The 26849-nt window shown below is 63.9% G+C and carries 27 protein-coding genes and 1 pseudogene; 17 read left to right on the top strand and 11 right to left on the bottom strand.

The features are described 5' to 3' along the window. Positions 1-150: 150 nt before the first annotated feature. A complete protein-coding gene (locus tag Q8S38_RS22630) occupies positions 151-1260 on the top strand; it encodes an S-(hydroxymethyl)glutathione dehydrogenase/class III alcohol dehydrogenase (protein ID WP_305682600.1) in 1110 nt (369 codons plus the stop codon). Positions 1261-2482: 1222 nt separating this feature from the next. Here the strand turns inward: Q8S38_RS22630 and Q8S38_RS22625 are convergent. The 5 genes from Q8S38_RS22625 to Q8S38_RS22605 all read right to left on the bottom strand — a co-directional run bounded on the left by Q8S38_RS22625 (position 2483) and on the right by Q8S38_RS22605 (position 4992). Further along, positions 2483-2776: a putative quinol monooxygenase gene (locus tag Q8S38_RS22625; protein ID WP_305682599.1), complete on the bottom strand. Its 294-nt coding sequence runs from the start codon at positions 2774-2776 to the stop codon at positions 2483-2485. Positions 2777-2886: 110 nt separating this feature from the next. After that, positions 2887-3627 (bottom strand): SDR family oxidoreductase, encoded by a 741-nt coding sequence (locus Q8S38_RS22620; RefSeq protein WP_305682598.1) that lies wholly within the window; start codon positions 3625-3627, stop codon positions 2887-2889. Positions 3628-3681: 54 nt separating this feature from the next. Beyond that, positions 3682-3822, bottom strand: a complete 141-nt coding sequence (locus Q8S38_RS22615; protein ID WP_305682597.1) for a hypothetical protein — start codon at positions 3820-3822, stop codon at positions 3682-3684. 10 nt (positions 3823-3832) lie between these two features. Next, positions 3833-4129, bottom strand: a complete 297-nt coding sequence (locus Q8S38_RS22610) for a putative quinol monooxygenase (protein WP_075800950.1) — start codon at positions 4127-4129, stop codon at positions 3833-3835. A gap of 71 nt (positions 4130-4200) precedes the next feature. Then, entirely contained in the window at positions 4201-4992 is a 792-nt protein-coding gene (locus tag Q8S38_RS22605; RefSeq protein WP_305682596.1) for a type 1 glutamine amidotransferase domain-containing protein, read from the bottom strand. 113 nt (positions 4993-5105) lie between these two features. On the opposite strand from Q8S38_RS22605, the gene Q8S38_RS22600 reads away from it, so the two are divergent. Further along, positions 5106-6041 (top strand): LysR family transcriptional regulator, encoded by a 936-nt coding sequence (locus Q8S38_RS22600; protein WP_305682595.1) that lies wholly within the window; start codon positions 5106-5108, stop codon positions 6039-6041. 48 nt (positions 6042-6089) lie between these two features. On the opposite strand, the gene Q8S38_RS22595 is transcribed toward Q8S38_RS22600, so the two are convergent. Continuing rightward, positions 6090-6443 carry a winged helix-turn-helix transcriptional regulator gene (locus Q8S38_RS22595; protein WP_305682594.1) on the bottom strand — a complete coding sequence of 118 codons (354 nt, stop codon included), beginning with the start codon at positions 6441-6443 and terminating at the stop codon, positions 6090-6092. A gap of 96 nt (positions 6444-6539) precedes the next feature. Between Q8S38_RS22595 and Q8S38_RS22590 the strand changes: the two genes are divergently transcribed. The 9 genes from Q8S38_RS22590 to Q8S38_RS22550 all read left to right on the top strand — a co-directional run bounded on the left by Q8S38_RS22590 (position 6540) and on the right by Q8S38_RS22550 (position 18501). Continuing rightward, a complete protein-coding gene (locus Q8S38_RS22590; RefSeq protein WP_305682593.1) occupies positions 6540-7556 on the top strand; it encodes a zinc-binding alcohol dehydrogenase family protein in 1017 nt (338 codons plus the stop codon). Between the two features lie 191 nt (positions 7557-7747). Continuing rightward, on the top strand, positions 7748-8758 hold the full coding sequence (locus Q8S38_RS22585; RefSeq protein ID WP_371125951.1) for a PIN domain-containing protein: 1011 nt from the start codon (positions 7748-7750) through the stop codon (positions 8756-8758). A 609-nt stretch (positions 8759-9367) separates the two neighbouring features. Further along, a complete protein-coding gene (locus Q8S38_RS22580) occupies positions 9368-9553 on the top strand; it encodes a hypothetical protein (RefSeq protein WP_305682591.1) in 186 nt (61 codons plus the stop codon). Between the two features lie 193 nt (positions 9554-9746). Continuing rightward, positions 9747-10706, top strand: coding sequence for a DUF3991 and toprim domain-containing protein (locus Q8S38_RS22575; protein ID WP_371125950.1), 960 nt, complete (start codon positions 9747-9749; stop codon positions 10704-10706). A gap of 140 nt (positions 10707-10846) precedes the next feature. Then, positions 10847-11449, top strand: coding sequence for a DUF1419 domain-containing protein (locus Q8S38_RS22570; protein ID WP_291820837.1), 603 nt, complete (start codon positions 10847-10849; stop codon positions 11447-11449). Between the two features lie 12 nt (positions 11450-11461). Then, positions 11462-11857 carry a DUF3085 domain-containing protein gene (locus tag Q8S38_RS22565; protein ID WP_305682590.1) on the top strand — a complete coding sequence of 132 codons (396 nt, stop codon included), beginning with the start codon at positions 11462-11464 and terminating at the stop codon, positions 11855-11857. 114 nt (positions 11858-11971) lie between these two features. After that, entirely contained in the window at positions 11972-17074 is a 5103-nt protein-coding gene (locus Q8S38_RS22560) for an Eco57I restriction-modification methylase domain-containing protein (protein WP_305682589.1), read from the top strand. Between the two features lie 122 nt (positions 17075-17196). Next, positions 17197-17913, top strand: a complete 717-nt coding sequence (locus Q8S38_RS22555) for an antitoxin Xre/MbcA/ParS-like domain-containing protein (RefSeq protein WP_305682588.1) — start codon at positions 17197-17199, stop codon at positions 17911-17913. 3 nt (positions 17914-17916) lie between these two features. Then, the gene (locus Q8S38_RS22550) at positions 17917-18501 is read left to right on the top strand and encodes an RES family NAD+ phosphorylase (protein WP_305682587.1); all 585 of its coding nucleotides are present in this window, start codon (positions 17917-17919) and stop codon (positions 18499-18501) included. 66 nt (positions 18502-18567) lie between these two features. On the opposite strand, the gene Q8S38_RS22545 is transcribed toward Q8S38_RS22550, so the two are convergent. Both Q8S38_RS22545 and Q8S38_RS22540 read right to left on the bottom strand, forming a co-directional pair. Beyond that, positions 18568-18999, bottom strand: coding sequence for a type II toxin-antitoxin system MqsA family antitoxin (locus tag Q8S38_RS22545; protein ID WP_305682586.1), 432 nt, complete (start codon positions 18997-18999; stop codon positions 18568-18570). 2 nt (positions 19000-19001) lie between these two features. Continuing rightward, positions 19002-19235 carry a type II toxin-antitoxin system MqsR family toxin gene (locus tag Q8S38_RS22540; RefSeq protein WP_305682585.1) on the bottom strand — a complete coding sequence of 78 codons (234 nt, stop codon included), beginning with the start codon at positions 19233-19235 and terminating at the stop codon, positions 19002-19004. Positions 19236-19621: 386 nt separating this feature from the next. On the opposite strand from Q8S38_RS22540, the gene Q8S38_RS22535 reads away from it, so the two are divergent. The 3 genes and pseudogenes from Q8S38_RS22535 to Q8S38_RS22525 all read left to right on the top strand — a co-directional run. Beyond that, positions 19622-21313 (top strand): ParB N-terminal domain-containing protein, encoded by a 1692-nt coding sequence (locus Q8S38_RS22535; protein WP_305682584.1) that lies wholly within the window; start codon positions 19622-19624, stop codon positions 21311-21313. 96 nt (positions 21314-21409) lie between these two features. Next, positions 21410-21883, top strand: coding sequence for a hypothetical protein (locus Q8S38_RS22530; RefSeq protein WP_305682583.1), 474 nt, complete (start codon positions 21410-21412; stop codon positions 21881-21883). Beyond that, positions 21880-22745: pseudogene (locus Q8S38_RS22525) on the top strand (DUF7007 domain-containing protein); the annotation flags it as partial. The gene Q8S38_RS22530 and the pseudogene Q8S38_RS22525, both read left to right, overlap by 4 nt. On the opposite strand, the gene Q8S38_RS25045 reads toward Q8S38_RS22525, so the two are convergent. Beyond that, positions 22712-23059, bottom strand: a complete 348-nt coding sequence (locus Q8S38_RS25045) for a hypothetical protein (protein WP_371125952.1) — start codon at positions 23057-23059, stop codon at positions 22712-22714. The pseudogene Q8S38_RS22525 and the gene Q8S38_RS25045 sit on opposite strands and share 34 nt — an antisense overlap. Positions 23060-23479: 420 nt before the next feature. Here Q8S38_RS25045 and Q8S38_RS22515 point away from each other — a divergent pair, with 420 nt between their 5' ends. Further along, on the top strand, positions 23480-24067 hold the full coding sequence (locus Q8S38_RS22515; RefSeq protein ID WP_305682581.1) for a hypothetical protein: 588 nt from the start codon (positions 23480-23482) through the stop codon (positions 24065-24067). Positions 24068-24131: 64 nt separating this feature from the next. Here the strand turns inward: Q8S38_RS22515 and Q8S38_RS22510 are convergent, their stop codons facing one another. Beyond that, positions 24132-24605: a type II toxin-antitoxin system VapC family toxin gene (locus Q8S38_RS22510; protein ID WP_305682580.1), complete on the bottom strand. Its 474-nt coding sequence runs from the start codon at positions 24603-24605 to the stop codon at positions 24132-24134. Further along, positions 24602-24868 carry a type II toxin-antitoxin system Phd/YefM family antitoxin gene (locus tag Q8S38_RS22505; protein WP_305682579.1) on the bottom strand — a complete coding sequence of 89 codons (267 nt, stop codon included), beginning with the start codon at positions 24866-24868 and terminating at the stop codon, positions 24602-24604. Before Q8S38_RS22505 ends, Q8S38_RS22510 begins: the two co-directional genes overlap by 4 nt. A 278-nt stretch (positions 24869-25146) precedes the next feature. On the opposite strand from Q8S38_RS22505, the gene Q8S38_RS22500 reads away from it, so the two are divergent. Both Q8S38_RS22500 and Q8S38_RS22495 read left to right on the top strand, forming a co-directional pair. Then, positions 25147-26073, top strand: coding sequence for an ArdC family protein (locus Q8S38_RS22500; protein WP_305682578.1), 927 nt, complete (start codon positions 25147-25149; stop codon positions 26071-26073). Between the two features lie 343 nt (positions 26074-26416). Further along, positions 26417-26725: a DUF736 domain-containing protein gene (locus tag Q8S38_RS22495; protein WP_305682577.1), complete on the top strand. Its 309-nt coding sequence runs from the start codon at positions 26417-26419 to the stop codon at positions 26723-26725. Positions 26726-26849: the final 124 nt, after the last annotated feature.

Here is a 26849-nt window from a genome sequence, read left to right as displayed (position 1 = left end):
CTGGTTCGAGATCCTCGCTCGACCACCTCTTGTATACTGGCAGGGAGTATGGCAACGATACTCCCCGCCAGTATAAGAGCGTCAACGAATTTGCGATGGCGCAACGGCCTCGCACCGGCAATCGGCTTCAATCAACGAGGGTATGCCAACATGAAATCTCGCGCCGCTGTAGCCTTCGAGCCGGGCAAGCCACTCGAAATCGTCGAAATCGATGTCGCCCCACCCCGGAAGGGCGAAGTGCTCATCCGGGTGACGCACACCGGCGTGTGCCACACCGATGCGTACACGCTTGCGGGCAATGATCCGGAGGGAGTTTTCCCGGTGGTTTTAGGCCACGAGGGCGCGGGCATCGTTGTCGAGGTCGGTGAGGGCGTCACCAGCGTCAGGCCGGGCGATCACGTGATTCCGCTCTACACCGCCGAGTGCGGCAAGTGCGATTTCTGCGTGTCGGGCAAGACCAACCTGTGCGTCGCTGTCCGCGAAACGCAGGGCAAGGGCTTGATGCCCGATGGCACCACCCGCTTTTCGTACAATGGCCAGCCCCTCTATCATTACATGGGCTGTTCAACCTTCAGTGAATATACTGTCGTCGCCGAAGTATCGCTCGCCAAGATCAATCCCGAGGCAAACCCCGAACATGTCTGCCTGCTCGGCTGCGGCGTGACGACCGGCATCGGCGCAGTCCACAATACCGCCAAGGTCCAGCCCGGAGACTCGGTCGCCGTGTTCGGCCTGGGCGGCATCGGCCTCGCGGCGATTCAGGGTGCGCGCCAGGCGAAGGCGGGTCGCATTATCGCCATCGACACCAATCCGTCCAAGTTCGAGCTGGCACGCCAGTTCGGTGCGACCGAGTGCATCAACCCCAAGGACCATGACAAGCCCATCCAGCAAGTGCTGATCGAGATGACGGGCTGGGGCATCGATCATACCTTCGAGTGCATCGGCAACGTCCACGTCATGCGCGCCGCGCTTGAATCAGCGCACCGTGGCTGGGGTCAGTCGATCGTGATTGGCGTTGCCGGCGCGGGCGAAGAAATCTCCACCCGTCCATTCCAGCTCGTTACGGGCCGCGTCTGGAAGGGGTCCGCTTTCGGCGGCGTCAAGGGACGTACACAGCTCCCCGGCATGGTCGAGGACGCCATGAGAGGCGATATCGATCTGGCCCCGTTCGTTACCCACACCATGGGTTTGGAGGAGATCAACGAGGCGTTCGAACTGATGCACGAAGGCAAGTCGATCCGCACGGTCATTCACTACTGACCCGCCGATCCAAAGCGCCTCTGGCAACACCAGACATCGAGGAAGTTCCGGATGACCACTCCGGTTATCTCGGGTGACGGCATTTTCTTCCCCCTCTTCCTCGACGCCGCCAACGTCGACCGTTCAGTCGCGTTCTAAGACGCGGCGCCAGGCGCTCGGGATCGACAACCTCGCCCCCTTCGGCAACGGTGGGGTGCCATACGGGAGCGACAAGCCAGCCTTCATCATGGCCCGCCCCGGCCATGATGAAGTGCCCTCAGCAACTGGGCAACGCGTCGCTTTGCGGTAACAACCGCCGAAGTGGAATCTTCACACGCCAATAGCGGCATAGACTAGGGCCGCCTGGTCCACGCGATTACCTGCCGGGTGCGTATGTGGCCTCTTCGCGCGACCCAACGAAAAAACGGTTTTCTCGTAACGTTTGTCTGAAGCTGGAAAAATAATTGAAAGGTGTCGAACATCAGGCCAGCCTTGGCCGTTGGAGGTATTGTATCGGCAATACATTCATCTGTTACCCTGACCGTGATGAAACACGGGCCGCACGGGCGGATACGGCAGGAAAACTAAGTTGAAAAACAAGGGCATACACTCGGCAACGCAGGCCTTCGATCATGAACATGCGGTGCCGCCCGCTTGCGTGCAGGCTCGCGGCGCGCGCCAGCGCAGCGGCGGAGGATATGGAATCTTTCTAACTGATCACAGCTTCCTAAACGGCCTGGCGCCTGAGCGGTTCCCCGCCTCGGTTCGGCAATTCTCAGGTCGATTTACAACGGCTCGCCGACAGCCCGAGCTTAAACGGTCTTAAAAAGTGGCAGATTGATGTTATCGAGAAATTCCTGTGAAAATCAACGTGTCTGCCTGATGACGAAACTTGAATGGACTGGTTTTTCCCCTCTCGGTGCGGTCCGCAACTAAGCCTCGCCCCTCCTCTACCTGGCTTACACTCTCTGTATTACCGGTTATGCAGGGATACGGCCTTATCAGCAGCAACATTAAAGGCGGGATAAAACGCAAAAGACAGGCCATCCACTATGGCGGATGGCCTGTCGTGGTCCTTCTGATTGAAGTCCAGAGCCGGCTCGTTCATTCCGGATGGCAGACGTATCTCATCGTGCAGTCGAACGGCAGTTCAGGACTCCAACATCGTACCTCGAGAACGCGGGCGTATGAAGTCCCGGTCTGCCGTTCAGCCAAGCCCGACGGAATGGTGTCGAGCACTCTGCTATTTAGCTGCCAGTAGGGTGAACTTATGGATCTGCGGCGGTTCGGAAAACAGCTCATCCGCCTTGGCCATCAGTGCGGCGGCAACCTTGCCGTCAAGATGCGCCTGCCGATCCTCCTCTGAGTCGAACGTATCGAAGATCGCGTACGCACCGGGACCTTCCTCGATCGCATACCAGGTCAGAGTCCCCGGCTCAGCTTGAACGAGCGGCAGTGCCGAGGTCAGAAAATTGGCAACATCGCTCTCTTTTCCGGGCCTGGCCTTCAGTGGCACATACAGCGCAAGTTTGGGCATCATCGACTCCTCAAGTTAAACGGACAGATATCATTTGGCAAAGTAACGGACAAGCGGGCCGGAACGTTCCCAGGAGGCGGAGCACACGCGGCCCCGCCTCCTCGTCGAAATCAGAACTGCTGTGCGGTCGGCCGGATGACGATCGCGTTGACGTCGACGTCATCAGGTTGTTCGACAGCGAACGCGATAGCACGCGCCACCGATGCCGCCGGGATGGCCTGCTTGTAGAAGTCGAGCACCGTCTCGGCAGCCGTGCCAGACGTCGTGAACTTCAAATCGCTTTCGACAGCTCCAGGCTCGATTGACGTGACACGGACCTTTTCACCCACCTCGTGGCGCAAGCCCTCGCTGATCGCGCTGACGGCGAACTTGGTGCCGGAATAGACCGTGCCGCCCGGTGCGAAGACCTTGATGCCCGCAACCGAGCTCAAGTTGATGATGTGACCGCTGCCCTGCTCGAGAAAGCCGGGAAGGGCCGCCGCGATGCCGTAGAGGGTACCCTTCAGATTGACGTCGATCATCTGGTCCCACTCGTCGGTGTTGACCTCTGCCATCGGACGGATCGGCATCAGCCCGGCGTTGTTGATCAGAACGTCAAGGCGGCCGAAGTCGGCAATGATTGCGGCGACGACGGACTGGACCGCCGACTTGTCGGTGACGTCGAGCGCGTAGCTACGTGCCGTGCCGCCGTTTGCGGCGATTTCCGCGACGACCTCGTCGAGCCTGTCCTTGCGCCGCGCGGCGATGGCCACCTTCGCACCGCGTTCAGAGAGAAGACGCGCGGTTTCCGCGCCGATGCCGGTGCTGCCGCCGGTGATGAGAATGACCTTGCCTTCGATACCCTTGGTCATGGCTGTGTTTCCTTCAATTCAGATGTTGATTTTTCGCCGGATCGCGGCTCCGCCTCAGCGGTAGTCGCGTGGATGAACGAGGCCCATCAGGCCCAGGCGGAGTGCAGGTGCCAACAGGCCGATCATCCGTAGCTCCCCTGTGTAGAACGGCTGTGCGAGCAGCGCCGACCCCACCCATTCTTTAAGCTTGCCCATGGCACCACCCTCAGGTCGCGGAGACGGGGTTGAGGACGAACGCAGCGCGCTCGGCCAGATCGCCGATCTGAGAGAGGTAGTTCTGGAAGTGGGGCGTCGCGCGGTGGGCGGCGACCGCATCCGCGTCCGCGTACAGCTCGTCGAGGACGAAGCGGTTCGGATCGCTCTGGTCCTGCCAGAGATCGTAGCGCAAATTGCCCGGTTCGGCACGGCTCGGCTTTAGCATGGCGTCGAGCAGAGCGCGCAGGCGGTCGACGGTATCCGCACGGGCGGTGAGGACGGCGACGATCTTCACGTTGGCGGTCATGGCACCGTTCCTTGTCTTGGTTATATCCGTGGGAGGGCGCACCCTTAGCGCCCCGCCGGTCATCCTGGTACTCACGCAGCGCGATCAAGGGCTTCGATCAGCGCGTCGGCCATGGCCTGGTCCGACGCCGGATTCTGACCCGTGATCAGCTCCCGGTCCACGACGACATTCGAAGCGAAGTTCTTGTCGGTGACCGAGACGTCGCCACCGGCCGACCGCAGCGCCTTTTCCATGTCGAAGAAGAGCTCGCCCTTCAGCACTTGCTCCTCAGCGATCTTCTCCTCGCTCGCCGAGAAGACGGTCATGCGGTAGCCCGAGTAGATCCAGTCTCGCGCCAGGTCGGCCGCCCCGGCGTCATCGCCTTCCTCCAGCGCCTTGCGGAAGGCCGGAGCATCGTCGAGCGTAGCGACGACGACCACCGGTCCGTGGCAGAGGAGCGCGGTCGGCTTGGCCGCCGCGTGGAAGTGACGGAGGATCGTGCCCGCATCGCGGTCCTGCATCAGGTCGACGACGGGCGCGTGACCGCCCGGTACGAAGACGCCAACGAAGCCGTCCAAACCGGCCTCGACGACCGATTTCAGCGTACGGACGTCGTTCATCGTCGGGTGGTTGATGAAGAAGTCCTTGGCGCGCTCGTATGCCGCCTCGTCGCCGCCGAAGTGATCCACCGTATCGGAGACCGCGTCGATGTGCGGCTTGGTCCCGTTGGGCGTGGCGAGGACGATGTCATAGCCGGCGTCGAGCAGAGCCAGCGAGGGGACCGCCGTCTCGTTGAGATACTGACCGATCGTCGCAGTACCGCCGCCATGCAGCTCGATCTGTGTCGCATTCGATCCGAGAACGAGAACATGACCCTTGCTCATCTGAACCTCCATGTTCGCGGCGTCCGTCGCCGATGGGTGGGAGATGGGCCTCGTCGACATATTCTAGAAGTTTATTTTTTTGATTTCAGATATACGGCCGAAAGGATGACTGCATGCGCTACGATCTAAACCTGCTGCCGATCTTCGTCGCCTTGATGGAGGAGCGCAGCGTCACGCGGGCCGCCGAGCGCATGGGCATGACGCAGCCCGCCTTGTCCAATGCCCTATCGCGTCTACGACTGATGCTTCAGGACCAGCTGTTCGTCCGCGAGCGTTATGGCATCCAGCCGACCCCGATCGCGCTCGAACTCTCACCGCTGATCGCCGAGGCACTCGCACAGCTCGACGACGCGGTCCTCGGTCAGCAGGCCTTCGACCCCGCACAGGCCGAACGGCTCTTCACCATCGCGCCGAACGGCTATGTCGAGTTCGTCCTTGTACCCGCCATCGTGGCGCGCTTGCAGAAGGTCGCGCCCGGCATCAAGCTCCGCCTGACGCCGTACGGCAACGATCTCGTTGAGACGGGCGTCGTGTCGGGCACAACGGCGCTCGTGCTGGGCCGCATCGTCGACCCGCCCGACAACCTCGTCGTCCAGCACCTGTTGGACGAAGGGCTCGCCTGCGCCGTCCGCGCCGACCATCCGGGCGTCGGCGATGCCATGACGCGCGAGCAGTTCGAGGCGATGAAGCACGTCAACATTGTGCCGCCCGGACGGATGCGCGCCGGGCTGTTCCAGGCGCTGGCGCAGCAGCAGCTGAAGCGCGACGTCGCGATCTCGGTGACCAACTTCTTCGCGGTAGCCGAGATGGTGGCGGTGACCGACTACTGCGCCACCCTGCCCTCGCTCATCTGCAGGCGGCTGATGCACGACCCGCGGCTAAAGATCCTGCCGGCTCCGGTCGATCTCGGCAGCTTCCCCGTGGAGATGGCCTGGCACGTCCGCTACCGGCACGATCCCGCACACCGCTGGCTACGGGCGCTGATCGGCGAGGTCATCACCGACCTCAAGGGGAGGACGACAGCGACCGCCACGCCGTCGCCGGCCTGATGGACGCCTGTCGGACCGACGAACACAGCTGCTCACTCTCGGCGATAATCATGCAGCAGGGTTTGAAAACAGTTGCATGTTGGCATCGCCCCACTGCTTGAGCGCTTTCAAAATCGGGCTGAGGCTACGACCAAGGTCTGAGATCGTATATTCTACCTTCGGTGGCACGACGGGATAGACCTTGCGTGTGATGAGCCCGTCAGCTTCGAGCTCGCGAAGCTGGTTAGTGAGCGTCCGTTGCGTGACGTTCGGGACATGACGCTTCAGCTCATTGAAGCGGCGTGTCCCCTCGAGCAGGTGGAACAGCAGCACACACTTCCATTTGCCGTCGATCAGGCTGATCGCAGCCTCAACCGAACACCCCGGCGCGCAGTCGAAAGTAGAATGACGGACCTTGGCCATTCGACGGTATCCTTTATGATACTATAAGCAATGCTTGTGCGTATCCCCGTACGCACCAAGTATCGCTATATAGCCCCTGAAACAACAGGAGTTCCCATGCGCGCAGTCGGCTATCAGCAGCCCGGAACGATCGATCGCACGGAATCGCTCGTCGATATCGAGCTTCCCGATCCCGTCGCTACCGGCCGTGATCTCCTCGTCGAGGTCAACGCCGTCTCGGTAAACCCGGTTGACACGAAGGTTCGCAGTGGCTCGGGTTCCATCCGCGGCGATTGGCGTGTCCTGGGTTGGGATGCTGCCGGTGTCGTTCGCGCCGTCGGCCCTGAGGTGAGCGGCTTCAAGCCGGGCGACGAGGTATTCTACGCGGGCAGCATCGGCCGCGATGGGACCAACGCCGAGTTGCACCTGGTCGACGAGCGCGTTGTCGGGAAGAAGCCGACCAGCCTCGATTGGGCAGAGGCAGCGGCGTTGCCGCTGACGGCGATCACCGCGTGGGAGGCCCTCTTCGAGCGATTGTCCGTGCGGACTCCTGTAGCCGGTGCAGCACATGCGCTGTTGATTATCGGGGGTGCCGGCGGGGTAGGCTCGATGGCGATCCAGCTTGCTCGCCAGGTACCCGAACTGATCGTCATCGCGACGGCATCGCGCCCTGAGACGCAGGCCTGGGTGGGTGAGCTCGGCGCACACCATGTCATCGATCATCGTCAGCCGCTGGCTCGGCAAGTGGCGGATATCGGCATCGGCGCGCCGGCTTTCGTCTTCTCGACCACGCACACCGACGAGCATATCGAGCAGATCGCCGAGCTGATCGCCCCGCAGGGACGCTTCGCGCTCATCGACGACCCCAAGACACTCGATGTCGTACCGTTCAAACGCAAGTCGGTGTCGACCCACTGGGAGTTCATGTTCACCCGATCAATGTTCGAGACCGCTGATATGGAAGCGCAGGGTCAGATCCTGTCGGCCATCGCCAACCTTGTGGACGCCGGCGAGGTGCGCACCACCCTCACCGAACGGTTCTCCCCCATCAACGCCGCGAACCTCAAGTGCGTGCATGAGACGCTTGAGAGCACTACCGCACGCGGCAAGATTGTCGTCGAGGGCTGGGAGTGATGCGGTTCACGGTCGCCCGCAACGTCGGCCGCGCCGGGGCTTTCTAAGCGATCGCGAAAGGCGAGCGGGATACGATTAGATTCGTCGAATACATTCGTTTCCTTGATTTCGATATCCGCACTTGCCTGGGCACGGAACCGGAGCGGTTGGCGGCTCATACTCTTCTGGAGACCCATTGTCGTTCAGGAGTAGTGCTCGACGCCTACACTGCCTGGACTGTGTCAACGATGGATGCCTTCGATGTGCTCCAGTCTGTCTTCGGGACGCTGGTCGTCCCACAGACCGTCATCGACGAAATCAAGAACCTGCGCGACGAGCAGGAGACACCCGCCGGACGGTCGATGACAATGACCTGGCACAATGGCGAGTACATCCGTCAGGACCACACTGCTGAAGATATTGCCGCGCGGCGCGGCTACATCGTCGAGCAACTCAAGCGGATCGAGGCCGCCTGCGAGGTTCGCCCCGTCGTGGCTCCCGACCATCCCCGGGAGGTCGCAACCGTGATCACTCAGACCTTCGGCAGCTATGTTCTTGATGCCGCCAACCTCGCAGGAACGGATTACATCCTCGTATCCAAGGACATGTACTACCGACAATTCGCCGAAGCCGCCTGTGCCGCGAAAGGTCTTTGGCTGCAGCCGATCTTCTCGTTCGCTCACGAGACCGGCGCGATCGATGCTGGCCGCTATGTCGATCTGGTTGTCAAACTCGCCTGGCGTCGTCACGGACACCTTTCCCTGAACGTAGCCACGATGTTCGCGGTTCTCCGCGGAGACCCCAAGAATGGGTTGGAGAACTTCCGGGCAATCGCGAATTTCATCGGGACACGGAACGCCGATCTTCGATCGCATATCGAAGTCACGATCACGTTTCTCAACCAGCTTTGGCGCGAGTCCGATCGATTTGATCTGCGCTGCATGCAAGCGACGAGCTTTCTTCTTGAGCGCATCATTCGTTTCAGATCGGAAAACGTGGCGCTCGTTCTTGCATTCCTCAAGCGCGGCTGTGCTCCTGACGTGCGTCAATACATCGACCGATGGATCACCGGCCATTTCCTTCCCGCTGGAGAGGTAGCGGCCGCCATTCGCGAGATCGAAGATGTTACCCGGCAGTTGCGGGCGAAAGAGACCGAAGGGAAGCGAGAGAACCCGATGCCCGTGCTCGGCAGGAGACGGCGGCATCGGAAAAAGCGTAGGTAAGTCACGGCGTCACCCTTCGGGCCGGGCTGACGGCAAAGCTGAAGCCCCTTGCGGGTCTTCACCCATCCGGGCGTCCATCCCTGACGCGGGACAGGAGAGGCGTCGGCATGTGCGTCTCACTCTGCCCAAAGTACCGATATCGGTGCCGCGCTGAGTTTCTCCCCGAAAGGCAGCACATGCTTTCTATCGTAGAGCACGACCCCTCGTGCAAAACGCGATCCAACACGGCCCTCAATCGCCGCAAACCGCGAAAATCCGACGCCTGCACGCTCGACGACGCTTTCACTTCGATCCTCAGGACGAGACCGGCGCGGTTCAGCGTCCAATCCGGAATTTGAAAGCGTCTGATCCGGCTTAAAATGCCCGAGGCAGAAAGCTGGCCGGTCCAGCGGTTCATTCGAACGGGCGGTCCACCGAGAGCAGCGCAAATCCCGCTCTTTTGCGATGGCGTCCTGGTCCGGTTCCGGATCTTCCACGATCAACCCGCAAGGGGTCGGCTACGCGAGCGTGCCGCCGCTGCGGCTTCGCCTTCGCGGTGATCGCGACCGGAACCAGCCCTTCGAGGAGCCATCGAGCGGGAATTGCCCCGCTCCCGGATGGAGCCTCACGATGTCGAACGATCTTGTCCTTGCCCAGAGCCACGCCTTCGCACTCGCCCGCATGCTGATGGTCGCGGTCACGGTTTTCCAGATCGATGGCGCTTATGGAGTGCTACCGAGCGACGAGATCGACGCCGATGACGAGCTCCACGTCATTCACGAATTCGACCCCCATGATCGCCGGCCGGCTCACTGAGCCGGCACTTAGTGCCGCTGGCGAGCAGTCGCCCGCAAGGGAGGCTGCGCCGCGAACGATTGATCTCAACTTCCCGTCGACCGTCGATCCGCGCCCTTGCACGCGCCGCTCTTCGCGGCGGGGGGGGGTGGTGCCGCGAGATGGGCGGAATGGTGGATGAAAGAGAGAGGCCGGACGGAAGGCGCCGGAAAAGATGATGGAGCAACGAGAACTCGAGGAACTGAAGGGGCGCGTGCTGTGCGCGGCGGTGCTGGAGAAAGCCGGCTTCGCCATCGATCTGAGGGAGAGCACGGGCCGTGCCGTCAAGCATCGGCGCGGCAGCGACATCGTCATCGTGATCCACGAGGGCAGGGGCTGGTTCGACCCGCTGTCGGACGCCAAGGGCGACGTGCTCTCGCTCATCCAGCATCTGGACGGCGTTGCCTTCACGGAGGCACTTGCGCGCGCGGCCGAGCTGGTCGGCTTTCGACCGGCCGAACCTGAGTGGCAAAGACCAAGCCCGCAAAAGCCCATTGTTCCTCTTGCCGAACGCTGGCGGGCTAGGCCAGCCCTTCGGCCCGGCTCTGCCACCTGGCGCTACCTGCGTCACGAACGCCATCTCCCCGAAAGCGTGCTGCGCGCCGCGATCCGTCAGGACCGGCTGCGGGAAGGCCCACATGGCAGCCTATGGGCCGCCCATGCCGACAGCGGCGGCATTGTCTCCGGCTGGGAGGAGCGCGGCCCTGCATGGCGCGGTTTCTCGACCGGCGGTGCGAAGGTGCTGTTCCGGATCGGCGCGTCCGAAGCGCTAAGATTTTGCGTCACCGAGGCGGCAATCGACGCGATGAGCCTCGCGGCGCTTGAGGGGCTGCGGGATGGCAGCCTCTATCTCAGCACCGGCGGCGGCTGGTCGCCTGCGACAGATGCGGCGGTGCGATCGCTCGCCGCGCGTCCTGGCGCCCAGCTCGTCGCGGCGACGGACGCCAACAGCCAAGGTGAGGTATATGCCGGGCGGTTGCGTGAGATCGCCGAGACCGCCGGCTGCGACTGGTTTCGGCTGAGGCCACCCGGCGATGACTGGAACGACGCTCTGAAGGAGAATGCGAGGGAGGAATTGGAAAGACGAGAAAGGAGAGGAGGCCTGCCGCATGCCCGCCGGCCGCATCAAGGGTGACGCTTCGCCCGGCTGCGCCGGCCCTTGACCCGACAGAACGGGACGGCGGCCGCGGGGGAGGGGTCAGGAAGAGCCGAAGATGATGGCGATGTCGCGAGGATGAGCCGCGCTCCGGTCTGACGAGACCACAGGAGCAGCCCATGACCGTCTTCCCCATATGCAAAGTGTTCCAGGGCGTCGCCGACCGGCGGCAAATGTTTCGGCTGTTCGACCGTCATGCCCAGCGGCCCGACCGTAGACCTGATGATGGCCGCTCGCTCTATGCGGGAGAGTGGTTCGAGATCGGGCAGGCCGAGCACGATTACATGTTCGAGGTCCTGCCGCCTTTGATCCTGCGCGTCGACATGTTCGCGCTGCGCGAGTTCTTGACCGGTTCGATCACCAGCGTCTTCTTCACCTTGTGGATCGACGGCCGGGCCCGGTACTTCCACAGCTACTGCGATCTCGCCGACATCGATTCCGGCAGGCGTATGCGCGAGGCGATCATCGAGCGCGAGACCCGCCCGGTTCGGGCGATGACGCGGCAGGAGCGCCTGGAGCACATCTGGTCGAGCACCCATGACGACTATCGCGGCTATGCCGGCGAGCGCTGGCCCGTGCTCGACCGGGGGAAGCGCACCGTCACCGTCTATGGCAGCCGGCAGGGAACCAGTTTGAGGCTCCTCGATGGCCTGACGGATGCGGAGGTCAGCGAAAAGCTGCCCGTGCATCTGCGCTACCTGCCCGACGCGGTCGCGGCGTGATGGGAGGCGACGATGTTCAGCTTCTCCGTCACGGATGTCCGCGCCGTCATCACGCGCGGACGAATCGACGCCGTTCTCAATGGCGGCTTTCGCAATCCGCATGGCCTCACCTCCGGCAAGAACGAGCGGCCCGGTCTCTGGCTGGTCGGCGATGAGGGCGTCTACATTATGTCCAACGGCGAGCTCGCCAAGGATCAGCGTCCGCTCGTGTTCTACGCCCAGGAGTGTGATCCCAAGACCAATCCCAACTCCTGGCACTACAAGCGCCAGCACTTTGGCGGCGATGACGGCGTCGAGTTTCTCGATGCAGCAGACCTCGTGAAGCTGATCGTGGCCGCGCCAACGGCGACGCATCTCACGATCGCGATGACCGACAGCGCTATCTCGCTAGCCCTGGTCCGGCGCTGAACCGCCGGACTGCCCACCCGCCACAAATCCATCGTCCCGCGACCTTCGCAACTTCCGTCGGATCCGATCCGGCGGGAGCGATGGCGCGCGCCTCGAACCCAGGAGACCTCCGCCATGGCGCATGACCACCGCCTCAATCTCGATCCTTTCACCATCGACCTTTTCCACGACACTGCGCTCTCGTCGCCCTTCAGCCTCGGCGTCACGGACTTCGCCGGCGGCGGTCCGGTCAATGACGACGATGATCCCGAACCGATGCCGCCGTCGCCGGCGCAACGGATCGTCCCGCTCGCGCCATCGCCTGCGATCCAGCGGGGCGTCAATTTCCTCCTCGATGGCGATCGTGGCCTCGCCGCAAGCTGGAAGGACCGGGCTCGCGATAGCATTGCGGCGATCCGGCTCGCCGCGCAGATCGAAGCCGAAGAGCGACCAGCGACGCCAGACGAGCAGCGCAGGTTGATCCGCTTCACCGGGTTCGGTGCATCCGACCTTGCCAATGGCGTCTTCCGACGGCCAGACGAGCCGGCGTTCCGGAAAGGCTGGGAGATGATCGGCGGCGCGCTGCAGGATGCGGTCAGCGACGCCGACTACGCCTCGCTGGCGCGCTGCACGCAGTACGCCCATTTCACGCCGGAGTTCATCGTACGGGCGATCTGGGCCGGCCTGCAGCGGCTCGGCTGGCGCGGCGGCCGCGTGCTCGAACCCGGCATCGGCACAGGGCTGTTTCCGGCGCTCATGCCGGAAGCATTTCGGGATCATGTGCATGTCACCGGCGTGGAACTCGATCCGACGACGGCGCGCATTGCCCGGTTGCTGCAGCCCCGCGCGCGCATCCTCGCCGGTGATTTTGCGCGCACCGAGCTGCCGGCGAATTTCGATCTCGCCATCGGCAATCCGCCGTTCTCCGATCGCACGGTCCGCTCCAACCGCGCCTATCGCTCGATGGGCTTGCGGCTGCACGACTACTTCATCGCGCGCTCGATCGATCTGTTGAAGCCCGGTGGGCTTGCAGCCTTCGTCACCTCGCATGGCACTCTGGACAAGGCCGACGTCACGGCGCGCGAGCACATCGCCAGTTCAGCCGATCTGATCGCCGCCATTCGGATGCCGCAAGGCAGCTTCCGCGCCGACGCCGGGACGGATGTCGGCATCGACATCCTTTTCTTCCGCAAGCGAAAGCCGGGTGATCTGCGTGGCGACCCTGACTGGCTCGATCTGGAGGAGGTTCAGCCTGTAACAGCCGACGAAGGCGCGATCCGCGTCAATCGCTGGTTCGTGCGCAACCCGGGCCTCGTGCTCGGCACGCATGCCCTCGCATCGGGCCCGTTCGGCGAAGCCTATGCCTGTCTGCCCCAGGCCGACGTCGCGCTCGATTCCGCGTTGGACGCCACTATCCGTCGTCTTCCAGAAGGTCTCTATGACGGTGAGCCGGAAGTGGTCGACCTCGACGACGACGTTTCGTCCGACGCAAATGCTGCGCTGCCGCAGGAGACGCGGCTCCGCGAGGGCAGCTACTTCGTCGATACGCGCCGCGAGCTGATGCAGCTCATCGACAGCGAGCCGGTTGCAGTAAGAGTTCGAAAGGCTCGAAGCGCCGAAGGCGTCCCGGAAAAGCACGTCCGGATCATCCAAAAACTGATCCCGATCCGCGACGCCGTGCGCGAGGTCTTGACCGCCCAGGAGCAGGATCGGCCTTGGAAGGATGCACAGATTCGCTTGCGCATCGCCTGGTCGGGCTTTTTGCGCGAGTTCGGGCCGATCAACCACACGACCGTCTCGATCTCGGAGGATGAGACAACCGGCGAGGTCCGCGAGACCCATCGCCGGCCAAACCTGCAGCCCTTCCTCGACGATCCCGATTGCTGGCTCGTCGCCTCGATTGAGGATTATGACCTCGACACCGACACCGCCAAACCGGGACCGCTGTTCAGCGAGCGCGTCATTGCGCCGCCTGCCGCGCCCGTCATCACCTGCGCCACGGACGCGCTTGCTGTCGTCCTGAACGAGCGCGGCCGCGTTGATCTCGAGCACATCGCCGAGCTGCTGCATCGGGATGTCGCGGATGTCGTCGTCGAGCTCGGCGACGCGATCTTCCAGAATCCGGCCGACGGCGCCTGGCAGATGGCGGACGCCTATCTGTCGGGGCCGGTGCGCGACAAGCTGAAGGCGGCCGAGGCCGCAGCCGAACTCGACACTGTCGTCGAGCGCAATGTCCGTGCCCTCGTTGCCGTCCAGCCTGCCGACCTCGGTCCCTCCGACATCACCGCGCGTCTCGGCGCGCCGTGGATTCCGGCGGCCGATGTCGTCGGCTTCGTCAAGGAGACGATGGGCGCCGAGATCACGATCCGCCACATGCCGGAGCTGGCGTCATGGACGGTCGATGCACGTCAGCTCGGCTGGCTGGCGGCGGGAACCTCCGACTGGGGCACGGGCCGTCGTCATGCCGGCGAGCTGCTCACCGACGCCCTGAACAGCCGCATCCCGCAGATCTTCGACACCGTTGAACAGGACGGCCGCGAGCGGCGGGTGCTCAACGTCGTCGATACCGAAGCCGCCAAGGAGAAGCTCCACAAAATCAAGACCGCCTTCCAGGCTTGGGTCTGGTCCGATCCCGACCGAACCGATCGGCTGGCGCGGGTCTACAATGATCGCTTCAACAACATCGCGCCGCGCGCCTTCGATGGCTCGCATCTGAACCTGCCCGGCGCGAGCGGCGCCTTCACCCTCTACCCGCACCAGAAGCGCGGCATTTGGCGGATCGTCGCGGCCGGCTCGACCTATCTCGCCCATGCTGTCGGCGCCGGAAAAACCATGACGTTCGCGGCTGCCGTGATGGAGCAGCGCCGGCTCGGCCTGATCGCCAAGGCGATGCTGGTCGTGCCGGGCCATTGCCTGACGCAGGTCGCGCGTGAATTCCTGGCGCTCTATCCCAATGCTCGCATTCTCGTCGCCGACGAGAGCAACTTTACCAAGGAGAAGCGCCACCGCTTCCTGGCGCGCGCAGCGACCGCGGCTTGGGACGCAATCATCATCACGCATTCGGCGTTCCGTTTCATCGACGTGCCGTCGGCGTTCGAGCAGCAGATGATCCAGGACGAACTCGAACTTTATGAAAACCTGCTGACCAAGGTTGAGAGCGACGACCGCGTCTCGCGCAAGCGTCTCGAGCGCCTGAAGGAAGGATTGAAGGAGCGGCTGGAGGCGCTCGCGACCCGCAAGGACGATCTCCTGACCATCTCCGAGCTCGGCATCGACCAGATTATCGTCGACGAGGCGCAGGAGTTCCGGAAGCTCTCCTTCGCCACCAACATGTCGACGCTGAAAGGCGTCGATTCCAACGGCTCGCAGCGCGCTTGGGACCTCTATGTTAAGTCACGCTTCGTTGAGACGAAGAACCAGGGCAGGGCGCTCGTGCTGGCGTCGGGGACGCCGATCACCAATACGCTCGGCGAAATGTTCTCGGTCCAGCGCCTGATGGACCATGCCGCGCTTCGGCAGCGCGGACTGCACGAGTTCGACGCCTGGGCCTCGACTTTTGGCGACACCACGACCGAACTCGAGCTGCAGCCATCGGGCAAATACAAGCCGGTCTCGCGGTTCGCCAGCTTCGTCAATGTGCCCGAACTGATCGCCATGTTCCGATCCTTCGCGGATGTCGTGCTCCCCGACGATTTGCGGCGCTATGTGAAGGTGCCGGCGATCTCGACCGGCCGCCGTCAGATTCTGACCGCCAAACCGACATCGGCCTTCAAATCCTACCAGCGCTTGCTTGACGAGCGCATCAAGGCGATCGAGATGCGCGACCGGCCGCCGGAGCCGGGCGACGACATCCTGCTCTCGGTCATCACCGACGGCCGCCATGCCGCGATTGATCTGCGGCTGGTTGATCCCGACAATGACAACGAGGCGGAGAACAAGCTCAACCTCCTGATCGGGAACGCGCTACGCATCTGGCGGGAGACTGCTGACGCGGCTTACGTCCGACCCGATGGCAAGCCCTATGAGTTGGGCGGCGCGGCGCAGATGATCTTCTCCGATCTCGGCACGATCAGTGTCGAGAAAGCCCGAGGCTTTTCGGCCTATCGCTGGATCCGCGACGAGCTTGTCCGGCACGGTGTGCCCGCTGCCGAGATCGCCTTTATGCAGGACTTCAAGAAGTCGGAGGCGAAACAGCGGCTGTTCGGCGATGTCCGCGCCGGCAGGGTGCGTTTCCTGATCGGCTCGTCCGAGACCATGGGGACCGGCGTCAACGCGCAGCTCCGGCTGAAAGCGCTGCACCATCTCGATGTGCCGTGGCTGCCCTCGCAAATCGAGCAGCGGGAAGGCCGGATCGTCCGGCAGGGCAACCAGCATGATGAGGTCGATATCTTCGCCTACGCCACGCAAGGTTCGCTCGACGCCACCATGTGGCAGAACAACGAGCGAAAAGCCCGCTTCATCGCCGCGGCGCTTTCCGGCGATACCTCGATCCGCCGGCTTGAGGATATGGGCGAGGGGCAGGCCAGCCAGTTCGCCATGGCCAAAGCGATCGCATCGGGCGATCAGCGGCTGATGCAGAAGGCTGGGCTGGAGGCTGAGATCGCTCGGCTGGAGCGCCTGCGCGCCGCCCATCAGGACGATCAGTTCGCCGTGCGCCGGCAGCTTCGCGATGCAGAGCGGGATATCGCGGTTTCGACCCGTCGAATCGGCGAGATAGGACGCGACATTGAGCGTCTCGCGCCGACGGCTGGCGACGCATTCACTATGGTCGTGATGGGTGCATCCTATAGCGAGCGCAAGGACGCCGGTCGCGCCATCCTGAAGGAAATCCTGACCCTCGTGCAGATGCGCCATGAGGGGGAGGTGGTGATCGCCACGATCGGCGGGTTCGAGCTGGAGTTCAGCGGCAAGCGCGGCGGGCGCGACGGCTATCGCTTTGAGACGATGCTGCTGCGCACGGGCCATGAGCACGAGATCGATCTGCCGGTCACCGTGACGCCGCTCGGCGCGGTGTCGCGGCTCGAACATGCGCTCGGGGATTTCGACGGCGAGCGGGAGCGGTATCGTCAGCGTCTCGCTAAGGCCCAGAGCCGGCTTGCGTCGTATCGGTCGCGCGAGGGCGGGGAGTTCGCCTTCGGGACGGAGTTGGCTGAGAAGCGCCGGCAACTGGTCGAGATCGAGAAGGCGCTGGCGATTGATTTCGACGGGCCAGGTGCGTTGAAGACGGCGGCTGCCTGAGGGGCGCTTCAATCCCACCCATCCGACGCGGGGGCGATCATCATCGTTTGCTCTGCAGACCGAACAATCTGGACAATCAAGACAATCAAGGCTATTTATCGGGCTCAGTGAAGGAAGCCGTCATGGTCGTATCTGTCCGAAGAGTCCAAACCGGAGGGAGGATTGCCGTTGATCCGGCAGCCCTCGCCGATGTCCTAAAAGTTCTGGCGCGTCACAATCCGGGGCTGTCCAAGACAGCTCTCGAAGCCACGGGCAAGGTCGTGGCGGTTGTCTCGGCCGCTGCGTCGCGGCTATCCGTCGAGCAACAGCGGCGAGTCGCCGGAAGCGACAACGAGTTGGCCCGCGCCGTCGAAGCCGTCGTGGAGGGCCTCGCAACCGGAGCCGGTCGCAAGCTGATCGAGCTTCCAGTCGAAAAACCCGTCGAAGTCAGCCAAGGCCCCGGCCTTGGGCGCGCGGTTGATCTTGACGAAGGCCGACGCCGTCTCGCCGAGTTCGCGACGACGGTTCGGCTCGAGGATTGGGCCGGTCCGGTTGCGGGCCCTGGCGACATCGAAAAGATGTTCGGCACGAAGCGCTCGACCTTGCACGAATGGCAGAAGCGTGGCGCATTGATCGGCCTGCTCAAGGGCGAGCGCAAGCATGTCTTTCCTTTGGCCCAGTTCGTTGACGGCCGGCCGGTCGAGGGCATGTCGCAGGTGACGAAGATCATCGCCCATCCGCGTGTCGCCTGGCAGTGGCTCATCCAGACCAAGCCGAGCCTTGGCGAAGCGCCGCTCGATGCGCTCAAGAACGGCCGCGTTGAGGAGGTGCTGGAAGCGGCGTCGCGTGATTTTGGCTGAGACGTGAAGCTCGATCCCAGGATAGTCAGTGATCTTGCGCTGGCGTTTCAACCGCGTGCCTATCTGCGCGTGATGCCTGTTGCGCATATGAGGAAGCCGCTCGGCATGGGTTTCGGGCACAGCCGGTTTTCGAGCCCGAGCCAGGCGTTCAAGCTCCTGTATCTTGCCAGAGACCTCGCCACGGCCATCGCCGAGACGATCGTGTGGGATCGTTTTGAAGGCGAGATCGACCGCGTTCTGGATGAAGGCGAGATCGAGAATTGGGCGGTCGCCGAGGTCACGGCGACCGCTCCTCTCACGGTTCTCGATCTGCGAACGACCGGATTGCTGAGGCTCGGCGTCAGCACCGACGCGGCGCGCGCAAAAGAGCATCGCGAGGGCCGTGAGCTGAGCGAGGCCGTCTACGATCCCTTCGCTATCGACGGGCTGCTTTACGCCTCGTGTCTGACCGCGGCCGACTGTGTCGCGGTTTATGACCGGGCCGTAAGCGAGAAACTGACCTCTTCGCCGGCGGTCGAACTGATCAGGCAGGCCGATCTTCTTTACGCGCTTCGCTCGATCGGGGTCTCTATTCGCGCGCGGCGATAGCCACACTAAATGCGGCTCTCCATTGTTTTGCAATCGACCAGCAGCCGACGCGAATGCGATCGCTGTTCAAGCGGCGCTTTGACGAAGTTCGTCGATCAGCTTGGGATGGTGGTCAAGCAGCCGCAGCAACTGGCTGGTCGGACCGCTCGGTTCGACCAAGCCACGCTCATATTTGTCGAAAGCGTTTTCGCCGACCCTGAGCAGGCTGCCCGCCTCGCGCTGCGACAGCTTCAACTTCTCGCGCACCCTGCGAATGGTGGCAGGCGAGGGGATGCCGTCGATCTCCTCCTTCAGAGTCCGCAGCGCGAGGTCGGAGATCGCCATGTCGTCACCGACATGGACCCCTTCACTGCCCGTTTCCGGGTAGTAGCCAGGCAGCTCGACGGTCATGCTCTTGTGCCGATAGGTGACGAGGAAAGGACGAGTGCCACGACGCAACGTCTCGCCCGTTTCCGGCGAGATCATCGTTTTCGGCAATTCCTGCTTCGAGACCGCCATAATCATTTCTCCTTGAAAGACATGACCGTGAACTCAGTGACGACGTCAGCCTGGAACTTCACGTAGAGCATCAGGTCGCGGGCCGGCACATGGTAGACGTCCTGCCAGACGCGATGATCGGCGAAGGTCGTCATCGACTTGAAGAACATGCGTCGCTCGACTTTGGTGATCGTCTCGACCACAGCGGCGCGGTCGAAGCTCAGAGCGATGGCGTCGCGCAGCGCCGTAGACGTCATCGCCAGTGTCTCGACTGACCCCAGCGCCGCCTTGATCGCGTCGAGATCGAGGTCGGCCGCCTTTTCTCCATGCTCCGTTCTGCCACCATAATGGTGTCAGATCAAGACGGCCGTCGGCTGCATCGATGGGCGCTGAGAAAGACAAGGGGCAGAAAGAGAACCTTGCTCGCCAATCGGCCATGCCGCTGACGCTGACGCTCAACCGCCGCCGGCGCGATTTCGGCCCGTCGTCCTGCGCAGGGCTTTGGCCCCGCTTGGCCATCCGGGCCGAGATGCTCGGCCGCAGTTGCACCGGCCTGTCCGCTCCGCGGGCTTGGAGGGGTCTTCGGGAAGAAGACTGAACCGGACAGGTCGAGGCCGTCCGACACCCTCTGAAGGAGCATCCCATGCATCTCATGAAACTCGATCCGCGCGCGCTGAAGGAGAATTCCGATCGTTCGCGCCAGACCAAATCCACGCCGCAGGCCGATGCGCTGCTGCTGGCGACGATCAAAGCGGTCGGCCTCGTCCAGCCTCCGGTGATCGCGCCAGAACCCGACGGCGGCAATGGCTACATCATCGATTCCGGACATCGCCGCGTGAAGCAGGCGATCGCGGCAGGGTTAGAGGAAATCGACGTGCTCGTCGTCGACGCCGCCAACGACAATGGCGCGATGCGCAGCATGGTCGAGAACATCGCGCGCGAGCCGTTGAACCCGGTCGATCAGTGGCGGGCGATCGAACGCCTCGTCGCGCTCGGCTGGACCGAGGAAGCGATCGGCGTCGCGCTCGCATTGCCGGTGCGCCAGATCAGGAAGCTCAGGCTACTGGCGAACGTCCTGCCGGCCATGCTCGACCACATGGCCAAGGGCGACATGCCGAGCGAGCAGCAGTTGCGCGCCATCGCGGCGGCCAATCTCGACGAACAGCGCGAGGTCTGGAAGGCGCAGAAGCCGAAGAAGGGCGACCCGCAGGTGTCGTGGTGGAGCGTCGCCAATGCCCTGTCGAAGAAGCGCATGTATGCGCGCGACGCCAGCTTTGGCGACGATCTCGCTCAGGCCTACGGCATCTCTTGGGTCGAGGATCTGTTCGCGCCGGCCGACGAGGACAGCCGCTACACCACCAATGTGGAAGGGTTCTTGGGGGCCCAGCAGGAGTGGATGACCATCCACCTGCCAAAGCGCGGCGTCATCACCGACGTCAACAACTGGGGTCAGGTCGTTCTGCCGCCCAAGGCCGAGCGCGTCCACGGCAAGCCGGGCAAGGGCGACCGCACGGCGATGTATCTCGACCGCGAGGGCAAGGTGCAGAGCGTCAATTTCCGGCTGCCAGAGCCGAAGAGCAAAGGCGCGGACGACGCCGACGATGGCGTTGACGCCATCGTCATGCCGAAGCCCCGGCCTGACGTGACCCGCAAGGGCGTCGAGATGATCGGCGACCTCCGCAACGACGCACTGCACGAAGCGCTGGCGCGGGCGCCGATCGAAGACGACACGCTGATGGCGCTGCTCGTGCTCGCGCTCGCCGGGCGCAACATCTCGGTCCAGTCCGGCGCGTCCGACGACGTCTATGGGTTCGCCCGGATGGAGCGTCATGCCGTCCAACTGGTCGATGGCGACGGCAAACTTTCCTTCGACCGGGACACGCTGCGCGTCGCGGCGCGCTCGGCCCTGATCGACGTCCTGTCGGCCCGCGAAAACCGGACCAACAGCGGCATCGTCGCGTGCCTCGCCGGCGACGCGATCGGTGCGGACGGGTTCCTGCCGAGCATGGGCACGGAGGAGTTCCTGTCGTGCCTGTCGCGCCTGGCTCTGGAGCGCTCCTGCAAGGACACGCCCGTCCTGCCGCGTGCCCGGGTAAAGGACACGCGCGCCGCGTTGGTCGAGCACTTCAAGGGCCAGCGCTTCGTTCATCCGGCGGCTGCGTTCGCGCCGAATGCTGCCGAGGTTGCGACCTGGCGTAGCAAGAGCGCGCTCGTTGCGGATGAGGACGCGGACGTCACTGTCGGCGAGGCCGAAGACCGAGCCAGCGATGCAACCGGGCTCGACGAGGTCGATCTCGACTCCATCGACGAGGCTTACCGGGTCGCAGCGGAGTAATTCCGACCTCCTCACTTACTTCTGATCAACATCCCGCCGCCGGCCTCGTGCCGGCGGCGGTTTCGTTTCCACGCAGCGCCATTACGGAAGACGAACATGTCCGCGAACTCAATCTACGACAACGCACCCATCGGCTCGATTATCGCCTGGTCCGACGGCACGCCGCGACCGCCGGAGCGCTTCACCAAGAAGCTTTCGGCCTGGCTGACCAGCAACGGCAAGGGCCGCCTGATCCGGAAGCAGCCCAGCCGGAGCATGCGCAATCTTAGCCTGTCCGCGAGCTTCACCCTGCATCAGGCCGATTTCGGCGCCGCCGACGTCGTCGCCATCCGGGTCCATCGCACCTTCTCGCTGGACTCGGCACTGCACTTCAGCGTGTCCGAACGCCCGGCGATCACCTCGGTACGTGTCCTCGATCGGCCCGGCGAGGACGCTGAACTAGTCCATCTCGCGCCGCATCGGCCGGCGGCAGCGGAATGGCTCTCTCGCCATGGCTATCCGCGCGCCGTGCTTGAGGAGGTCACGGCCGACGAGGTCGGCGCCGCTATCGTCGAGGGGAGGGCGGCATGAGAAGCGCTTGCGACCCCGAAATCGGTGCGGTTCCCGAAGCGCCGGAGGTCGAGTTCGGACGATCGGCTGAAGGTTTCTCAGTCGCCCGCGTCGGCGACAGTGCCTTCGCCATGCTGCCTGCGCGCGAAGGTCGGCATTATCTCGCGACGGGCTGGCGGATCGCGCGTCCACTCGCGGAATGGCGTCGGTCCCATTTTTACGGCCATTCCGGCTCACTCGTGGATGAGGCGGCGTTCCGGGTGAAGGTGCTGGAGCATGCGAGCATCTGCGCGAGAAGGGCGCGCTCGTTCGCCGCGAGATTCACAGCAGGGCGCGAACGCCGTGGGGTATCTCGCAGAGCGCGACCCTCTACGCCGACGGCATCGAATCCCATTCGACTGCCGGACATGGCGGCTTCAAGCTCTCGGTCGAGCGAAACGGACACGTCCATCCTCTGCTGCGCGCGAAAGACGGCTGGTACGAAGAGGACTGCGCCTGGGCGATCGTCGCCATCACGTTTCCCGACCTCTTCACCGGCTACGAGCGGCGCTGCGCCCAGCGCTCGATCAAGGATAGCTGGCCTGATGCGTGGGAGACGATCACCGGGACCGTGCTCGCACCTGGCGAATCCCATGAGAAGGATCGGCGGGCTTTTCACCAAGCGCATGTCGGAGACTGGATCGTGGTCTCCGCCATCACGTCGGGTCATCGGAAGGGCTTTGTCGAGTGCGTCGCCACGCCAGGCTGCCACCGCAGCGCCGGGACCGAAGAGCGCTGCTTTCTCGTGCCGGCTGACGAGTACGTCGTCGGCCGCTTCGGCTTCGTCATCGATCCATCCCGCCACGCTGTCTACGCCGGGCCGTCGAGCTTCATCGGCTGGCAGCACAGGACGTCGTCGAGACGATCCTTCCTGAGACGTTGGCGCAGCTCGCTCGCATGGAGGAGGCGCGCCGGCAGGTCCAGCGCCAGCTCGAGCTGATCGACCGACAGATCGCGCGTCGGGCGATCGCTCTGGTCCCGCTGAAGCGCAGGCGCCAGGGCCGGGTGAGAGGCGACGCATCCGGAGCACGCATGGTGCTGGAATGCTATCGCTCGACCCTTGCGGCGCTGACGGCAGAGCGTCAGCCGGAAATCGACGCATTGTCGCGCAAGCTTGCGCGGCAGGACGGGGCCATCGCTCACCTTCGAGAGCGTCAACGGATAGCGCTTTCGGGCGCCGCGTGACCGGGCAACTCGATCAGGCGCTTTGCCAGTGCGTCAGGTCCAGAACGGTCGGCGACGCATGCGGCATGGGCCAGTCTATCTTTTTCGGTCGCATCGCGACAACGGCACGGGCCTGGGCCCTCGTCCTCTCGGGTTGCTGCGGTCTGAACCGTCGGCCAGACGCTTCAAGGCCGCGTGCCGCGCCGCGTGGCGGCCGGCCATCGCCGATCTCGCAGACGGGCCTTTCGTCCTTCGCGAGGGCAAGCCCTGCTTGGCCGCAAGACCCGTCCGCTCGCTTGGCAAAGGCCGGACCTGTGAAGCGCCAGGGCTTTCGACGGTTCGTGTCGACCGCACCCGAGGGGACGACGGCCAGGCGCGATCCGGCTCCGAGGGCGCAACCGAAAGGAAGATCCCATGACCAAGACCGCCCATTCTCCCCGCCAGACCGCCCGCGTCATCCCGCTTCGCAAGGGCACGACCATCGAAATGACCCGGCTCGCCTGCCCCGACACGCAGCAGGCTATCCTGATCTCCGAGAGCTTTGGGCTCCCGGTCCTCGACGGCGAGGGCATCCGCGATCTGCACGAACGGCTGATTGTCGAGACGGCGGCCAGCCTGCAGGAAGGGCTCGGCGAGCGGGCGATGCAGATCCACCTGCAGCGCATCGTCGGCGCTTATGTCGGCTCGGCCCATGGCGCCGGACAGTTCTACTCCCGCGCGGTCACCGAGGCGCGCGACGCCACGGCCAAATCGGCCTGCGACGCTCGCGACGAGGATGTCGATGGCCCGGTCGGTTTCGATGGTCCAGCCCAGCGCAAGCGAGAATTTGCGGCCGACATGGGGGTCCAGGCGCACGCGCTGCTGATGGCAGCCGAGGGCGCTGTCACGGCCTATGAGCAGGTCATCGGCGAATGCTGGAAGCCCTTCGAGCGAGCCACCGAGACGACGGGCCCATCCGTCGATCGTAAGGCTGCGGCAGTTCAGATGGCGGCGTTTGGCTGAGCCTCGGCGAGCGGGGCGCCAGCCCCGCTCGCAATCTCCACCATCCGTGCGATCGGCCCACGATTCACCGTAATCTTTTTCCGGTGGATCGAACCGGAAACCGTTCCGGGTCGTCGTGCCACGGATCGAACACCACGGCGCTGGTCGCGCCGACATCCTTGGTGTTTCGCGTCACGAGATAAAGTTCGTGCTCGATAGCCGTTGCCGCCAGCATCGTGTCGATTACCGGTGGCGGATGACCGCTCGCCCGCCTGATCTCTCCCGACAGCCGCCCCCAGGCCAGTACGACCGCGTTGCTGACCGTGAGCATCCGATTTTCAAACCGTTGCGCCAGAGCGTCGCGGGCGGCCTTGTATCTCGGCCGGTCGGGATGATCAGCGCTCAGATTGTGGATGCCCTTGTCGTACTCGGCGAGCGTCAGGACGCTGATGAAGAAGCTGTCTTCGCGCTGGTCGCGCGCCCATGCCTTGACCGACGGCGCACCATTGGGATTGATCAGCGCGGCGACGACGTTGGTGTCGAGAAGCCAGCCCTTCAAAGTTCGACATCCCGCCCGAGATCCGCTTCGCGGCTTACGTCGAGCCCATCGAGATGCAGGCTCTCCATGAACTCGACGAAGGGCGCCTGCGGCTCTTGGGGAACCAGGCGTTCGAATTCCTCGACGCTCATGACCACGACCGCGTCATGGCCGCGCACGCTGACGCGCTGGGGACCCTCGGTCCGCGCGTGACGCACGACTTCGCTGAAACGCGCCTTGGCGTCTTCGAGCTTCCAGCGTCCCTGAGGCGTTGCCTTGGCCATTCGCGCCACTCTTCTCAATCTAGTCAGATAGTCAGTAGATAGCGATTTCCGCTGCCGCGCGCCAGCCCCATTGATGAGAAGAGCGACGGCCGGTTGAAGTCCTGCGATCGCGCCCCCTCCGGCTGACGGGTCGTAGCCGGGACGGCTCCGGCTGCAACGGCTTTGCCGTCTTCCACTTCGTTCCACCCCTCCGGGTGCAGTCATCGCCTGATCCCCCGGCTTTTCGACCGCCGTGACGGGGTCGCGATCGGCGCGACCTCCACGACGGAGGTTGGACCATGAGCAGGTCAGAAGAGAAGCCGCGCGCGGACATCTATGCGCGGATCACCGACAGGATCGTCGCCGATCTGGAGAAGGGCGTGCGCCCCTGGATGCAGCCATGGCGTTCCGGAAACGGCAGTGGAAACGTGACGCGGCCGCTTCGGCATAACGGGTTGCCCTATAGCGGCATGAACTTGCTCCTGCTCTGGTCCGAAGCCGCAGCGCGCGGCTTTTCCTCCCCGGTCTGGATGACGTTCAAGCAGGCGCTCGAACTGGGTGGCGCGGTCCGCAAGGGCGAAACCGGCTCGACGGTCGTCTTCGCCAGCCGCTTCAAGAAGACCGAGACTGATGCCGCCGGCGACGCGGTCGATCGCGAGATCCCGTTCCTCAAATCCTACACCGTCTTCAACGCCGAGCAGATCGACGGCCTACCCGACCACCATCGCGGGCAGGCTGAATCGTCTCCCGATCCAGTTGAGCGGATTGATCATGCCGATCGCTTTTTCGCCCAGACTGGCGCCGTCATCCGGCATGGCGGCGACCGCGCCTACTACTCCCCGGCGACCGACCACATCCAGATGCCGCCGTTTGCGACTTTTCGCGATGGAGCGTCTTATGTCGCGACGCTGAGCCATGAGGCGACGCATTGGACGGCGGCCCGGCATCGTGCGAATCGCGATCTCAGCCGCTACGGGAAGGATCGCAGCGAGCGGGCGCGCGAGGAGCTGATCGCGGAGCTTGGGAGCTGCTTCCTCTGCGCCGATCTGGGCATCGCGCCGGAGCTGGAGCCGCGTCCAGACCACGCCAGCTATCTCGCCTCCTGGCTCGAGGTTCTGTCCAACGACAATCGCTTCATCTTTTCAGCCGCGGCGCATGCGCAGCGAGCCGTCGCCTATCTTCACGGGCTTCAGCCGCAGACCGGCTCGATCGCGGAGGCTGCATGAGGGATCGATGCTCGGTGCCGAAGCCAGTTCGGGTTTTGCGGCTACCGCCATGCGTTCCCGGGCTGTTTCCAGGACCTGGCATCCACTACGTCCTCGATGGGCATGTCTGACCGGAGGCCGTCGTCGCTGGCGCGCCGTCTCGCTCTCACACCTGCAACGGCCTTCCACGACTTTCTTCCCCTGGGCCCTGCCGTCCCATTCCTCGCGAACCAAGAAAGCCGCTCCCGGCCGTCCTTCACTGCGTTGCGGTCCCTTCAGGATGCAGGTCGATCTCCTCCGGTCTTCCGACTGCCATCGAGGCCGCGATGGGCGCAGGCCTCGAGCAACCAGAAGGAACTCGACAATGGCGATCATCGGCAGCTTCACCTCGAACGGCGACGGCTTCAACGGCACGATCAAAACCCTCAACCTCAACGTCAAGGCCAAGATGGTGCGCCCGGAGCGGCCCTCTGAGAAAGGCCCGGCCTTCCGGATCCTGTCGGGTGCCGTGGAGTTCGGGGCGGCCTGGCAGAAGACCTCGACCGAGGGGCGCGACTATCTCTCGGTCAAGCTCGACGATCCGAGCTTCCCGGCTGCCATTTACGCCACCCTGATCGAGGTCGAGGGCAGCGACGGCCTCCAGCTCATCTGGTCCCGGCCGACGCGCGACTGAGGCCAGCCCAAGATGGCCCCGCCGCGAGGCGGGGCCAATCCTTTCGGCCCCGGCAGCGCCGGCGCAACCATCCTGCCCGTTCCCCTCATTCAGTTTGTGTGGTTCAAACCACAGCGACCCGAGG

The organism is Allobosea sp., assembly GCF_030695125.1.
Lineage (GTDB): Bacteria > Pseudomonadota > Alphaproteobacteria > Rhizobiales > Beijerinckiaceae > Allobosea.
Note: the sequence above shows the minus strand (reverse complement) of the source record. Positions and strands in the feature narration are given on the sequence as shown.